Below are 13201 nucleotides of genomic sequence, written 5' to 3' on the forward strand. Positions count from 1 at the left end.
TACACCGCCCACCGACTCCGAGTGGCCCGCTTTCAGGGCCGCCATGCCTCGATCGGGTTGCCGAGCCAGCGGGTGTCGTCCGGGACGGACTCCGCTGCCATGACGAGCGACGCGGGGCCCAGCGTGGTGCGGGCCCCGATCGTGCTGCCGGGCAGCACGATCCCGCCAGGGCCCAGCGTGGCACCCTCACGGAGCACCACAGTATCCGTCCGCAAGATCCGGTCGTGGAAGAGGTGGGTCTGCAGGACACAGCCGCGGTTCACGGTCGCCGCGTCCCCCAGGGTCACCAGATCGGTCTCCGGCAGCCAGTAGCTCTCCACCCACACGCCCTTGCCGATCCGCGCGCCGAGCCCCCTGAGCCACGCCGTCAGCACCGGCGTACCGGGCACGGAACCCGCAAGCCACGGCACCGCGAGCACCTCGACGAAGGTGTCCGCGAGCTCGTTGCGCCACACGAAGCCGCTCCACAGCGGGTGCTCCCCACTGCGGTGCCGCCCCACGAGCAGCCACTTCGCCACGATCGACACCAGCCCCGCCGCCGCACCGGCCACGAGCAGCACCACTCCGGCCAGCAGCCAGGCCCACGGTCCCAGCACACACAGCGCAGCCACCGTCAGCACGGCCAGCCAGGCCGAGCAGAACACGGGCACGATCCGGCACAGCTCCACCAGGCCACGCGCCCACAGCAGCCCCGCCGAGGGCTCGTACGTCCGGCTCTGGTCGCTGTCGGCCGCGCTGCGCGGCAGCTTCACCGGCGGCAGGCCCAGATACGACGTGTCCTTCTTCGCCTTCTTCGGCGTGGCCGACAGCACGCCCACCAGCCCGCCGTCCGGCACGCTCCGCCCCGGCGCCGTCATCCCGGAGTTCCCGAGGAACGCCCGCCGGCCGATCTCCGCGCGTCCGACCCTGACCCAGCCGCCACCCAGCTCGTACGGCGCGGTCAGTGTGTCGTCGGCCAGGAACGCGCCCTCGCCGACCGTCGTCAGGCTCGGCAGCGCGAGCACCGTCGACACCTCCGCACCGCGCCCGATCCGCATCCCGAGCAGTCGCAGCCACACCGGCGTGATCAGCCCGGCGTACAGCGGGAACAGCGTCTCGCGCGAGCGGTCCATCAGCTGCGTGACCGTCCACGCCTGCCACCCGACCCGGCTGTGCGTCGGATACGTCCCCTCGCGCAGCCCCAGGCTCAGCAGCCGTACGGCGACGAGAATCAGCAGCGCGTACGCCAGCCCGAAGGCGAGCGTGGCCGGCACGAGCGCCAGGGCGGCGCCCTTCAGCGGCGCGTAGGCGGCGAGGAACGGACGGGCGACCAGGAAGGCCGCGCCACCCGCCAGTACCGGGAGAAGGCTCATGGAGAAGCCGGCCAGGCCGTACATCACCCGCCAGTACGTCCCCCGCGCCGGCCGCTCCTTCGGCCAGTTGCGCTTGGCCTTGCCCAGCTTGACCGCGGGCGCGCCCGCCCAGCGCTGACCGGTCGGGATCTGCCCGGTGACCGCCGAACCCGGCGCCACCTCGGCCCGCTTGCCGACCCGGGCGCCGGGGAAGAGGATGCTGCGCGTGCCGACGACGGCGTGCGCACCCACCTTGACCTGGCCGATCTCCAGCCGGTCGCCGTCCAGCCACCAGCCGGACAGGTCCACCTCGGACTCGACGGCGGCGCCCCGGCCCAGCTTGAGCATGCCGGTGACCGGCGGCAGCGAGTGCAGATCCACGTCCGGGCCGACCCTGGCGCCCAGCGCCCGCGCGTACCGCTCCAGCCAGGAGCCGGTCAGCGAGGTCGCCCCGGTGAACTCGGCGAGTCGCTCGGCCGTCCACAGCCGCAGGTGGACGCCGCCACCGCGCGGGTAGCGGCCGGGCTGCACCTTGCGCAGCAGCACGCGCGCCCCGCCCGCCGCGATCGCCAGCCGTCCGGGCGGGCTGAACAGCAGCAGGGCACCGGCGCCGACCAGCCACCACGAGGTGCTCGGCAGCCAGGAGTACGGCAGCACGTTCCCGAGCGCGGCCAGCGGCACCAGCCAGCGCAGCCCGAGCAGCGTGAACAGGGGGAGCAGCACGAGGAGCTGGATCACCTGGGCCTTGAACGGCACCGGCGCGATCACCCGCGCCGCCCCGTCGTCCTGCGCGGACTTCTCGAGGTGGCGGGCCAGCTTCCGCAGCGTGGGCTGCTGGTAGATGTCGAGGACGGCCGCACTCGGGTAGCGGGTGCGCAGCCGGGTGGTCAACTGGGCGGCGGCCAGGCTGCTGCCACCGATCGCGAAGAAGTCGTCGCGGGCACTGGAGACCGGGATGCCGAGGACTTCCGCCCACTGCTCGGCGAGCCACGCCTCGGTGCCGTACAACTCCTCCGCGGGACCGCCGGTTTCGAGCCCCTCGAGCGGCCAGGGCAGCGCGTTGCGGTCCACCTTGCCGGAGGTCCGCGTCGGCAGGTCGTCGACGGGAGCGATCAACGGCACGAGCGCGGCGGGCAGTTCGGCCCGCAGCTTCGCCACGGCCGCGGCGTGGTCCCAGCCGTCCTGCGTGACGACGTACCCGACGAGAAGCTGGTTGCCGCTGCGGGCGGTACGGACCGCGGCGGCCGCCCCCGCGACCCCCGGCAGCGCCTGCAGAGCCGCGTCGACCTCACCCAGCTCGATCCGGCGGCCCCCGAGCTTGATCTGCTCGTCGGCCCGGCCGAGGAAGACGAGCCCCTCGGGCTCCGCCTTCACGAGGTCACCGCTGCGGTACGCCCGTTCCCAGCCCAGTGACTTCAGCGGCGCGTACTTCTCCGCGTCCTTGTCGGCGTCCAGGTACCGGGCCAGCCCGACCCCGCCGATCACCAGCTGCCCGCTCGCGCCCATCGGCACGGGTTCCCCGGCCTCGTCGACGACGGCCAGCTCCCAGCCGTCCAGCGGCAGCCCGATCCGGATCGGCTCCTCGCCGCTCATCAGCGAGGCACAGGCCACCACGGTCGCCTCGGTGGGCCCGTAGGTGTTCCACACCTCGCGCCCCTCCGTCACCAGCCGCTGCGCCAGCTCGGGCGGGCAGGCCTCACCGCCGAAGATCAGCAGCCGTACGTCGCCCAGGGCCTCGAGCTCCCACAGCGCGGCGAGCGTCGGCACCGTGGAGACGACGGTGATCTCCTGCTCGACCAGCCAGGGCCCGAGATCGGCCCCGCTCCTGACCTGTGAACGCGGCACCGGCACCAGACAGGCTCCGTACCGCCAGGCCAGCCACATCTCCTCGCAGGACGCGTCGAAGGCGACCGACAGCCCCGCCATGACCCTGTCACCGGGACCGATGGGGTCGTCGGTGAGGAACAAGCCGGCCTCGGCGTCGACGAAGGCGGCCGCGCTGCGGTGCGAGACGGCGACACCCTTGGGCTTGCCGGTGGAGCCGGAGGTGAAGATGATCCACGCGTCGTGCTCGATGCCGGGCCGGGCGGCGGGGGAGTCGCAGCGCCCGTTGACGGTCAGCTCGTGCCCGGCGCCGACCACGGCCCGGACCTCCGCCTCCCCGAACACCAGCTCGGCCCGCTCGTCGGGGTCCTCGGCGTCGACGGGGACGTACGCGGCGCCCGCCGCCAGCACGGCGAGGATCGCGACGTACAGGTCATTGGTGCCCGACGGGACCCGGATGCCGACCCGGTCGCCGAGCCCGACCCCGGCCTCGGCGAGCCGCAGCCGCAGCCGCTCCACCTCGACGGCCAGCGCACGGTAGGTGAGCCGGGTGGTCCCGTCGTCCAGGGCGAGCTCGTCGGGGCAGGACCGTACGGACGCGTCGAAGACGTCGACGAGCGTGCGCGGGGAGGCGGCCGGCCCCCCGGAAAAACGGGCGGTGTCGCCGAACTGTTCGCGGATCTCTGCGCTGAGCTCTTCGTTGAGCAGGCCGAGAGCGCTGCTCTCGTGTATCGCTGCCATCGGTCCTCGCGTCTCGATCCCGGAGCCCTCCGGGGCGCTGGCGGGCCGCAGGTCTGCCTGGGGTTGTCCGGCACCAGCTCGTAACAAGCCGGAAATTTTAGTACGACGCTAGGTTCGAACCCCCGAAACGGCCACTGGGGAAGTCTGTTCGGGGGTTGCGGCAGCTCTGCCGCGCGCCTGTGACCTGGTGATCTTCACGCCGAGCGAGAGATGCCCCACATACAGCGAACAGGCCGTATACGACGAATCCCCCGACCGCTGAGCGGCCGGAGGATTCGGCTGGTGTCCGAGGGGGGACTTGAACCCCCACGCCCGATAAAGGGCACTAGCACCTCAAGCTAGCGCGTCTGCCATTCCGCCACCCGGACAAGGTGTCTGTCGCGCGGGGTTCCCCTCGCGGCGACGAAGGAAACATTACCAGGCTTTCGAGAGCCCCCGATCACCCCCTGTCCCCGTCCCGGGCCGCGCGTGAACGGCGTGTGACGGGCCGGGCCCGGTCTTGGGGAGGACCGGGCCGTGGGGGGAGGATGAGGGGAACCACCAGCAGTGACAGCGGGAGGAACAGCGTGAGCGACACGGACACGGCCAGGGGCGTCACCGGCGAGGACGAGGTCGTGGACCTCTGCCGCGAGCTGATCCGGATCGACACCAGCAACTACGGCGACCACTCGGGCCCGGGTGAGCGCAAGGCGGCCGAGTACGTCGCGGAGAAGCTCGCCGAGGTGGGCCTCGAACCGCAGATCTTCGAGTCGCACCCCGGCCGCGCCTCCACGGTCGCCAGGATCGCCGGCGAGGACCCGTCCAGGCCCGCGCTGCTGATCCACGGACACACCGACGTGGTACCGGCCAACGCGCAGGACTGGACCCACCACCCCTTCTCCGGCGAGGTCGCCGACGGGTGCGTGTGGGGGCGGGGCGCCGTCGACATGAAGGACATGGACGCGATGACCCTGGCGGTCGTCCGTGACCGGCTGCGCAGCGGGCGCAGGCCGCCCCGGGACATCGTCCTCGCGTTCCTCGCCGACGAGGAGGCGGGCGGCAAGTTCGGCGCCCGGTACCTCGTCGACCACCACCCGGAGCTCTTCGAGGGCGTGACCGAGGCGATCAGTGAGGTCGGCGGCTTCTCCTTCACGGTGAGCGAGCAGCGGCGGCTCTACCTGATCCAGACAGCCGAGAAGGGCATGCACTGGATGAAGCTGACGGTGGCCGGCACCGCCGGGCACGGCTCGATGATCCACCGGGACAACGCCATCACCGAACTGTCGGAGGCGGTCGCGCGCCTCGGACGGCACCAGTTCCCGGTCCGGGTGACCAAGACCACCCGCGCCTTCCTCGACGAGCTCGGCGACGCGCTCGGCACCGAGCTGGACCCCGAGGACATGGAGGGCACGCTCGCCAGGCTCGGGGGCATCGCCAAGCTCATCGGCGCGACCCTCAGCAACACCGCCAATCCCACCCAGCTCGGCGCCGGCTACAAGGTCAACGTCATCCCGGGCGAGGCGACCGCACACGTCGACGGGCGCTTCCTGCCCGGTTTCGAGGAGGAGTTCCTCACCGACCTCGACAAGATCCTCGGACCCAAGGTCAAGCGGGAGGACGTGCACTCCGACAAGGCCGTCGAGACCACCTTCGACGGCGCGCTGGTGGACGCCATGCAGTCCGCGCTGGTCGCCGAGGACCCGGCCGCCAAGGCGATCCCCTACATGCTCTCCGGCGGCACCGACGCCAAGTCCTTCGACGAGCTCGGCATCCGAGGCTTCGGCTTCGCGCCGCTGAAGCTGCCCCCGGAGCTGGACTTCGCCGGGATGTTCCACGGTGTCGACGAGCGGGTGCCCGTGGACGGGCTGAAGTTCGGTGTGCGGGTGCTCGACCGTTTCATCGACGCGAGTTGACGCGGCAATTCGGCCGCTCGTGCGACATCGGTCGGGAAGAGTGAATGTGCTCATAAGCTCGTATCCCCATTACTCCCTCCTCGTTACAGGTGATGCGATCCGCTGCTTGGGGTCGCTTTGCCAACAAGGAGGAATAATGATCAAGAAGGTCGTCGCCGCTGCGGCTGCCACTGGTGGCCTGGTTCTCGCGGGCGCGGGCCTTGCCGTCGCCGATGCGGGTGCTCAGGGTGCCGCTGTGGGCTCCCCGGGTGTTCTGTCCGGCAACGTCGTCCAGGTTCCCGTGCACGTCCCGGTGAACGTCTGCGGCAACACGGTCTCCGTGATCGGCCTGCTGAACCCCGCCTTCGGCAACACGTGCATCAACAAGTGACGTTGTGCCTCGCCCTCAATAAAGAGGGATGAGCCCGTCGGCCCCGGAGCGCACGCCATGCGTTCCGGGGCCGACCGGTCTATTCGAAAAGAAACAGAACCGCGATGCGGCGGTATTTCGAGGCAAGGTCGAAAGCAGGGATTCAGTAAATGCGACAAGTCACCCGCAAGGGCCTGATGACGGTGGCGGCCGCGACCGGCGTGATCGCCGCGGCAGGAGGCGCCGCCCACGCCGACTCGGGCGCGAGCGGATCAAGCGCGAACTCTCCCGGCGTACTGTCGGGCAACACGGTGTCGGTGCCGGTGCACGTGCCGGTGAACGCGTGCGGCAACACCGTGGACGTCGTCGGGGTCCTGAACCCCGCGATGGGCAACAGCTGCGGCAACAAGGGCGGCGGCTCCGGAGCACACGGCGGCGGTCACCGGGGTCACGGACACGGCGGTTACGGCGGCTCAGGCTCCGGCTCCGGCGGCTCCGGGGGTTCGCACGCCGGCGGACACACCGGTGGCTCACCCGGAGTGGGCTCGGGCAACCACGTGCAGGCGCCGATCGACCTTCCGGTGAACGTCTGCGGAAACAGCGTCGACCTCATCGGCATCGGCAACCCCGCCATGGACAACGACTGCGCGAACGGTTCCGGATACGGTTCCGGACACGGCTCCGGCGGCGGGCGCCACACCCCGCCCGGCGGCGGCCACCACACGCCGCCCGGATCGCCGGAACAGCCCGGCAGCCCGGGCAACCCCGGCCACCCCGGCAACCCGGTGGAGCCCGGCCACCCCGGTTCCCCCGTCACCCCGCCCGGCGCGGGCCACCAGACGCCGGCCGGCGACAACCACCCCGGTACCCAGACGGTCACCCAGCCCCTGGGCAGCGCGCAGCTCGCCCAGACCGGCAGCGACCTGCCGATCGGCCTGGTCCTCCCGGTGGGCGCCGGGGCTCTCCTGGCGGGCACTGTGCTCTACCGCAGGGCGCGGGCCTCGGCCTAGGGCGCACCGCGTGAAACGGAGCGGGCCCCGCCGCGGCGGGGCCCGCTCCGTTCGGCCTGTCTCACCACGTGGCACGTACCTGGCGGATGATCCGCCGGCGCAACCGCACCCTGCGGCTGCCATCGCGCATCAGGCTCAGTCGGTCCAACTCCCAGTGTCCGTACTCTGCATGGTCCGTCAGTAGACGTGTGGCGTCCTTGCGGGAGACCCCCCGCGGTACGTACACGTCGACAAATTCGTATTCCGGCATCGCATCTATTGTGCGGGCCGGGGCCCGGTACGGATAGCGTCTGCACTATGTCTGATGCTGTGCAGCCCACCGCTGCCGAGGTACGTGCCGCCGCCGAGGCGGTCAAGACCGCGCTCGACCGCCACCTGGCCGCGGTCGAACGGAGGTCGGGGGAGGACGACCCCGGCGTCTACGAGGCCTTCAACGAACTGGCCGCGGCCGCCGAGGTGTACGACGAGCTGCTCTACGACCGTTACGACGAGGTCACCCCCTTCGAGATCCCCGGCGCGGAGGACACCGCGCCCTACACGGGCCCGGAGGAGCCGAACGCGCTGAGCGTGCTGATCCGCCGTGACTACGCCGTCGCGGAGCCGCAGCGGCTGCTGGCGCAGGCCCAGCGGGTCGAGGCGGCCGACGACGCCGTGGCCACGGAGTCCTCCGGCACGGTGCACGGCGCGCTGGGGGTGCTGTTCGGCGAGTTCGAGCCCGACGAGATCGCCTCCCGGCACAAGGAGTTCGGTCTCGAGGAGGGCGACTCAACGCTGTGGGTCACCGCGGCGGACGAACCGGCCGAGCCGGGGGAGTGGCTGGAGGCGCCGTTCGAGCAGGTCGACGTGGAGCGGGTGGTGTGCCGGTTCGATGTCAGCGCGGTCTTCGACGACGACCTCGACGACGACCTTGACGACGACGTCGACGAGGAGGCCGACGGGGCTGACCTCGAGGACGAGGACCTGGAACCGCTGGACGCGGATCGTCGCTGAGGCGAATGAGACGAATGGGGCGCGGCCCCGGAGGATTCATCTCCGGGGCCGCGCCCCTTTTGCGGGCGGGTCAGCCGGCCGTCGGTGACTGTGTGCCGAGGAGCACGGGGAGGCGGGTCGTGCGCGGCTTGGCCGGGATCTCGGCCACCGCCCTCGGAAGGGCCTGTTCCGCGCCCTGGACCACGGACAGGTGACGGTCCGCCCTGCCGAACGCCGTGTAGACCCAGGGGCGGGACAGGGCCTGCGTGGCGTCACCCGGCAGTACCGCGACCACCGCGGGCCAGCGGCACCCCACCGCCTGGTGCGCGGTCAGGGCCCAGCCGTGGCGTACGGACTGCTCCACGCGCTCCTTCGGTACGACGACGGGCTCGTCGGCGCAGGTCAGGTGCAGGCCGTCCGCGTCGGCCCCGACCACGCGGCCCGGGAGCGTACGGCCCGGTGCGGGGGAGTAGGCGATACGGTCACCGGGGTCGAATCCGCCGAAGCGGCCGGGGCCGGGGTTGAGGCGCTCCTTCAGGGCCGCGTTGAGGGCGCGGGTGCCGGCGGCGCCGCCGTGGCCCGGTGTGATCACCTGGGTCTCCTCGGGGGGCACCCCGAGCGCCCGCGGCACCGAGTCCGCGACCAGCTGCACGGTCCGGTGCACGGCCTCGCCCGCGTCCCGCACCGGCACGATCACGACCTCCTTGCCCGGTGCCTCGACCTGGTTCAGCTCACCGATGCCGATACCGGAGACCAGCTCGCCCAGGGGGCCGGGGTCCGGCCTTCGCGAGGCGACCTGCGGACAGATCCGCGCGGCGAGCAGATCCGCGAACACCCGTCCGGGCCCCGCCGACCACAGCACCGCCGGATCTCCGCCCAGCACCAGCCGCGCCCCGTCCGGCAGCGACTCCACGAGCAGCGCGGCCGTCTCGACGTCCAGCTGAGGCGCGTCGAGCACCACGAGCAGGTCGAGATCGAACGCCCCGTCTCCGTCCCGACCGGGTCCTTCGGCACCGGAGAGGAGCCCGGCGACGGTCGCGACGGGCCGGGTGGGGGTCGTGGAGCCGGTGCGGGGTTGTTCGTGCGCGGCGCCGGCCGCGGGCGCGGAGCCGGCCGGGATGCCGGGTGCTGGGCCGGTCACCGGGGCGAAGTCGTCCTGGGGGACGGAGGCCTCTCGTGTGGGGTCGCTCTGTCGGTCGGCACCGCCGTCCGCGGGTTCGTCCTGCCCCTCAGCCCCGCCCGCGCCGGTGGCGCTCGGCCGATCGGCTCCGAGCAGGGCGCTGAAGCGGTCGCGGCCCAGTGGGCTGTGCGTGACCGCCCATGCCCGCAGCCCCAGCCCCCGCGCCGCTGTCAGCAGCGCCGCGGGTTCCGTCAGGGACGCCTGGCCGCCGGTGTGCAGGACCAGGCCGCCCGCCGCGACCGCGCGGATCAGCTCGGCGGCCGAACCCTTGGCCGACGCGGCGGCACGCTCCCAGTTTTCGGCCGAACCGTCCTCCTTGGGCACGGAGTTGATCAGCCGGGCCAGACCGTCGGCGAGGCTCTCCTCCGCGAGGGCGTAGCGCTCGAGCCCGACCAGGATCCGGACCGGCCGCTCCGCGCCCTCCTCGTCGTCCTCCGCGGGTTCCGGGGCCGCCGGGTCGAGGGCGTCCTGGAAGACCAGTGCCTCGGCCTCGGCGATCGTGCTCTGTACGGCCGCGTCGGCGTCCGGAACGCCCCGCTGGGACAGCGCGGCGGTGAGCACCGGCATCTCCAGCGCGGTGTGTCCGGCGAGCGCCGCCTGCTCCAGGAGCCAGACGGTGACCGCCCGCCCCCGCCGCTCGTCGTCCGGCGCGCACTCCGCGCCGAGCAGCTCCCGCGCGAACCCGTCGGCCTGCTCGGGCCGTACGCCCGTGACCCGCAGCAACTGCCAGGGATCCGCCCGCAGCTCCTCGTCGGCCCCTTCCCCGAGGACCGCGGCGACCTGCGACGCGAGGGTCTGGGGCGCCCCGCCCTCGGCCAGCACCCGCTGTACGGCCTCCACGGTCTCCGGCGCGGGCCCGCCGACGGAACCGGCGACACCGATCGCGCCCCCGGCACCGGTCGCCTGCGCCGACACCGGCCGGGGCCGCACCGGCTCCTGGGCGGACCGGCGCGGCGGCTCGGGCTCGCTGAAGACGGCGGCCACGGGCTTCGCCCCGCTCTCCACCGCCCGTACGGCCGCGAGGAGATCGGCCGCCGTCCCGCTGAGTTTGGCTCCGCTCTCGACGGGCTGCTGCTTCTCGGCCTTCCGCCGAGCGATCCGCTCCCGCTCGAGCCGCTGGGCCGCCAACTCGGCCTCGGCCTCGGACAACTGCGCCTTGCCCGCACCGTCCGCGTCCACGCCGGCGGAGTCACCGCCCTCGGCCGCGTCGGTCTCCGGTTCCCCGCCGCCGACAGGCGTGTCACTCACGTCTTCACCGGCCGCCCCCGACTCACCGCCGCCCGCAGCAGCCTGGTCGGTGCTCTCATCGGCCCCGGCGCTCCCGCCCGCCCGCGCGTCACCGCTCTCCGCCACGGAGTCTCGCGCCGAGGCGTCGGCATCGTCGCCCGACCCCCGGGCCACCCCCGCTTCGCCGCCCCCGGCGCCCGCCGCGACACCGTCCGTCGCCCGGCCCGGCGCTCCCTCCGGCTCCGGCGCGACGCTCCGCGTCCCCGGCTCGGTCTTCCCCGTGGGCTCCGGCTCCGTGCTCACAGCGTGCTCCAGTCGTGATCGGGATAGCGGTGCACGGGCACCGACACATCGTCGAGCGCCCGGCAGATCTCGTCAGGAAGACTAAGGGCCTCCACTGACAATGCCGCCGTGAGCTGCTGCGAGTTGCGCGCGCCGACGATCGGCGCGGCCACTCCCGGCCGGTCCCGGACCCACGCGAGGGCCACTTGGAGGGGTGTCACCGCGAGCCCGTCGGCCGCCGTGGTCACCGCGTCCACGATGCGGCTCGCGGTGTCGTCGAGGTAGGGCGCGACGAACGGCGCGAGATGCTCCGAGGCACCCCGCGAGTCGGCCGGAGTGGAGTTGCGGTACTTGCCCGTCAGGACACCTCGGCCCAGCGGCGAGGAGGGCAGCAGCCCGATGCCCAGGTCGAGCGCGGCCGGCAGTACCTCCCGCTCGATCCCGCGCTGCAGCAGTGAGTACTCCAGCTGCGTGGCGGCCAGCCGGGTGCGCGTCCCGGGCGCCGCCAGCTGCCAGGTGCCCGCCTTGGCGAGCTGCCAGCCGCAGAAGTTGGAGACCCCGGCATAGCGGACGCGGCCGCTGCTGACGGCCACGTCGAGGGCCTGGAGCGTCTCCTCGAGAGGGGTGCAGGGGTCGTAGGAATGGATCTGCCAGATGTCGACGTAGTCCGTGCCGAGCCGGGCCAGCGAGTCGTCCAGTGCGGAGAGCAGGTGCCCGCGGGAGCCGTCGACGCGGATGTCCGGGTCGGGCACGCTGCCCGCCTTCGTGGAGATGACCAGGTCCCGGCGCGGGACCAGGCCTTCTATGAGCCGCCCGAGCAGGTACTCGGCCTCCCCGTCGCCGTACACGTCCGCCGTGTCGACCAGCGTCCCGCCCGCCTCCCAGAAGGTTTTCAGGAGGTCCGCTGCGTCGTGTTCGTCGGTGTCCCTGCCCCAGGTGAGGGTGCCGAGTCCGATGCGGGACACGCGCAGGCCGGTACGGCCGAGATGCCTCTGCTCCATGAACGCCGAGATTACTGGCCAGAACCTATCGCGTGGGGGCCTGTGGACAACGGATTCCGACAGGTGCGCGGGGATCGGCGTCCGCTCATCGGCAGGGGCCGCGACCTGCCCCGGCACGCTCTGCCGCGCTAAGGTCTGCCGACAAGGACGTTACTGATCGGTAAGGGGAATCGGCCATGCAGCTCGGGATCAACCTCGGCTACTGGGGCGCCGGAATGGACGCGGACAATCTCGCCGTCGCCCAGGAGGCCGACCGGCTCGGATACGCCGTCTGCTGGGCCGCCGAGGCCTACGGCTCGGACGCGGCCACCGTGCTCACCTGGGTCGCCGCCCAGACCGAGCGCATCGATGTCGGCTCGGCCATCTTCCAGATCCCGGCCCGCCAGCCGGCGATGACCGCGATGACCGCCGCCACCCTCGACTCCCTCTCCGGCGGCCGCTTCCGGCTCGGCCTCGGCGTCTCGGGACCGCAGGTCTCCGAGGGCTGGTACGGCGTCAAGTTCGACAAGCCGCTGGCACGCACGCGTGAGTACGTCGAGATCGTGCGCAAGGCCATGAGCCGCGAACGCCTCACTCACGACGGCGAGCACTGGACGCTCCCGCTGCCCGGAGGCCCCGGCAAGCCGCTCAAGCTGACCGTGCACCCCGAGCGCGAGCACATCCCGCTGTACATCGCCGCGATCGGCCCGAAGAACCTGGAGCAGACCGGGGAGATCGCCGACGGGGCGCTGCTGATCTTCCCCTCCGCCGAGCACCTGGAGGACACCGCGATCCGGCATCTGCGCGCCGGGCGTGAGAAGGCGGGCAAGACCCTCGACGGGTTCGACATCGCCCCGACCCTCCCGCTCGCCCTCGGCGAGGACAAGGACGTGACCACGCTCGCCGACACCTTCCGCCCCTACACCGCGCTGTACGTGGGCGGTATGGGCAGCCGCAAGCAGAACTTCTACAACCAGCTCGCCCAGCGCATGGGCTTCGAGGCGGCGGCCGCCGAGATCCAGGACAAGTACCTGGGCGGCGACAAGGACGGCGCCGCGGCCGCCATCCCGCACGACCTGATCGACAAGACGACGCTGCTCGGCTCCGTGGACCGCATCGCGGACCGGATGAAGGAGTACGCGGCGGCCGGCGTCACCACCCTCACCCTGGCCCCCGCCGGCTTCACCCTCGACGAGCGGCTCGCCTCGCTCAGGGCCGGCACCGAGGCCCTGGAGCGGGCCGGGCTCGCGTAACGGCGCCTGAACACGGACACGGTTCGACCGCCGGAGGTTTCCGCGGCCGTGGTGGGGGCTCGGGGGTCTACCCCGCCACGGCCGTCATGTGCTTCAACGCGCGCGTGCCCCTTGCGGTTACGCCCCTCTCGTGACCCCGGAGGTCATCCTTTCGGCGGAGTTG

9 protein-coding genes and 1 tRNA gene are annotated in these 13201 nt (G+C 72.5%); 5 read left to right on the top strand and 5 right to left on the bottom strand.

From position 1 onward, the window contains the following. Positions 1-32 precede the first annotated feature (32 nt). Positions 33-3896 carry a Pls/PosA family non-ribosomal peptide synthetase gene (locus BFN33_RS18985; RefSeq protein ID WP_069761277.1) on the bottom strand — a complete coding sequence of 1288 codons (3864 nt, stop codon included), beginning with the start codon at positions 3894-3896 and terminating at the stop codon, positions 33-35. 280 nt (positions 3897-4176) lie between these two features. After that, positions 4177-4264, bottom strand: a tRNA-Leu gene (locus BFN33_RS18990). A 198-nt stretch (positions 4265-4462) separates the two neighbouring features. Between BFN33_RS18990 and BFN33_RS18995 the strand changes: the two genes are divergently transcribed. From BFN33_RS18995 to BFN33_RS19005, 3 genes are all read left to right on the top strand, one after another. Further along, complete coding sequence (locus BFN33_RS18995; protein ID WP_069761278.1) at positions 4463-5788, top strand: M20/M25/M40 family metallo-hydrolase; 1326 nt, start codon at positions 4463-4465, stop codon at positions 5786-5788. A 136-nt stretch (positions 5789-5924) separates the two neighbouring features. Next, a complete protein-coding gene (gene chpH, locus BFN33_RS19000; protein WP_007380902.1) occupies positions 5925-6158 on the top strand; it encodes a chaplin ChpH in 234 nt (77 codons plus the stop codon). 149 nt (positions 6159-6307) lie between these two features. Continuing rightward, positions 6308-7147, top strand: coding sequence for a chaplin (locus tag BFN33_RS19005; RefSeq protein ID WP_069761279.1), 840 nt, complete (start codon positions 6308-6310; stop codon positions 7145-7147). 61 nt (positions 7148-7208) lie between these two features. Here the strand turns inward: BFN33_RS19005 and BFN33_RS49880 are convergent, their stop codons facing one another. Beyond that, positions 7209-7397, bottom strand: a complete 189-nt coding sequence (locus tag BFN33_RS49880; protein WP_007380901.1) for a DUF5703 family protein — start codon at positions 7395-7397, stop codon at positions 7209-7211. Positions 7398-7444: 47 nt separating this feature from the next. Between BFN33_RS49880 and BFN33_RS19010 the strand changes: the two genes are divergently transcribed. Next, positions 7445-8137 (top strand): hypothetical protein, encoded by a 693-nt coding sequence (locus BFN33_RS19010; RefSeq protein WP_069761280.1) that lies wholly within the window; start codon positions 7445-7447, stop codon positions 8135-8137. Between the two features lie 70 nt (positions 8138-8207). Here BFN33_RS19010 and BFN33_RS19015 read toward each other — a convergent pair whose 3' ends face one another. Together BFN33_RS19015 and BFN33_RS19020 are read right to left on the bottom strand one after the other, a co-directional pair. Further along, positions 8208-10826 (bottom strand): helix-hairpin-helix domain-containing protein, encoded by a 2619-nt coding sequence (locus BFN33_RS19015; RefSeq protein ID WP_079140889.1) that lies wholly within the window; start codon positions 10824-10826, stop codon positions 8208-8210. Then, positions 10823-11806 (bottom strand): aldo/keto reductase, encoded by a 984-nt coding sequence (locus tag BFN33_RS19020; RefSeq protein WP_069761281.1) that lies wholly within the window; start codon positions 11804-11806, stop codon positions 10823-10825. Before BFN33_RS19020 ends, BFN33_RS19015 begins: the two co-directional genes overlap by 4 nt. Before the next feature lie 176 nt (positions 11807-11982). Between BFN33_RS19020 and BFN33_RS19025 the strand changes: the two genes are divergently transcribed. Continuing rightward, a complete protein-coding gene (locus BFN33_RS19025) occupies positions 11983-13038 on the top strand; it encodes an LLM class F420-dependent oxidoreductase (protein ID WP_069761282.1) in 1056 nt (351 codons plus the stop codon). Positions 13039-13201 lie beyond the last annotated feature (163 nt).

It is taken from the genome of Streptomyces sp. LUP47B (assembly GCF_001746295.1).
GTDB lineage: Bacteria > Actinomycetota > Actinomycetes > Streptomycetales > Streptomycetaceae > Streptomyces.

Coding starts and splice junctions, on each gene's coding strand:
- chpH (WP_007380902.1), top strand. CDS start 5,925: ATGATCAAGAAGGTCGTCGCCGCTGCGGCTGCCACTGGTGGCCTGGTT.
- BFN33_RS19005 (WP_069761279.1), top strand. CDS start 6,308: ATGCGACAAGTCACCCGCAAGGGCCTGATGACGGTGGCGGCCGCGACC.
- BFN33_RS19025 (WP_069761282.1), top strand. CDS start 11,983: ATGCAGCTCGGGATCAACCTCGGCTACTGGGGCGCCGGAATGGACGCG.
- BFN33_RS19020 (WP_069761281.1), bottom strand. CDS start 11,806: ATGGAGCAGAGGCATCTCGGCCGTACCGGCCTGCGCGTGTCCCGCATC.
- BFN33_RS49880 (WP_007380901.1), bottom strand. CDS start 7,397: ATGCCGGAATACGAATTTGTCGACGTGTACGTACCGCGGGGGGTCTCC.
- BFN33_RS18985 (WP_069761277.1), bottom strand. CDS start 3,896: ATGGCAGCGATACACGAGAGCAGCGCTCTCGGCCTGCTCAACGAAGAG.
- BFN33_RS19010 (WP_069761280.1), top strand. CDS start 7,445: ATGTCTGATGCTGTGCAGCCCACCGCTGCCGAGGTACGTGCCGCCGCC.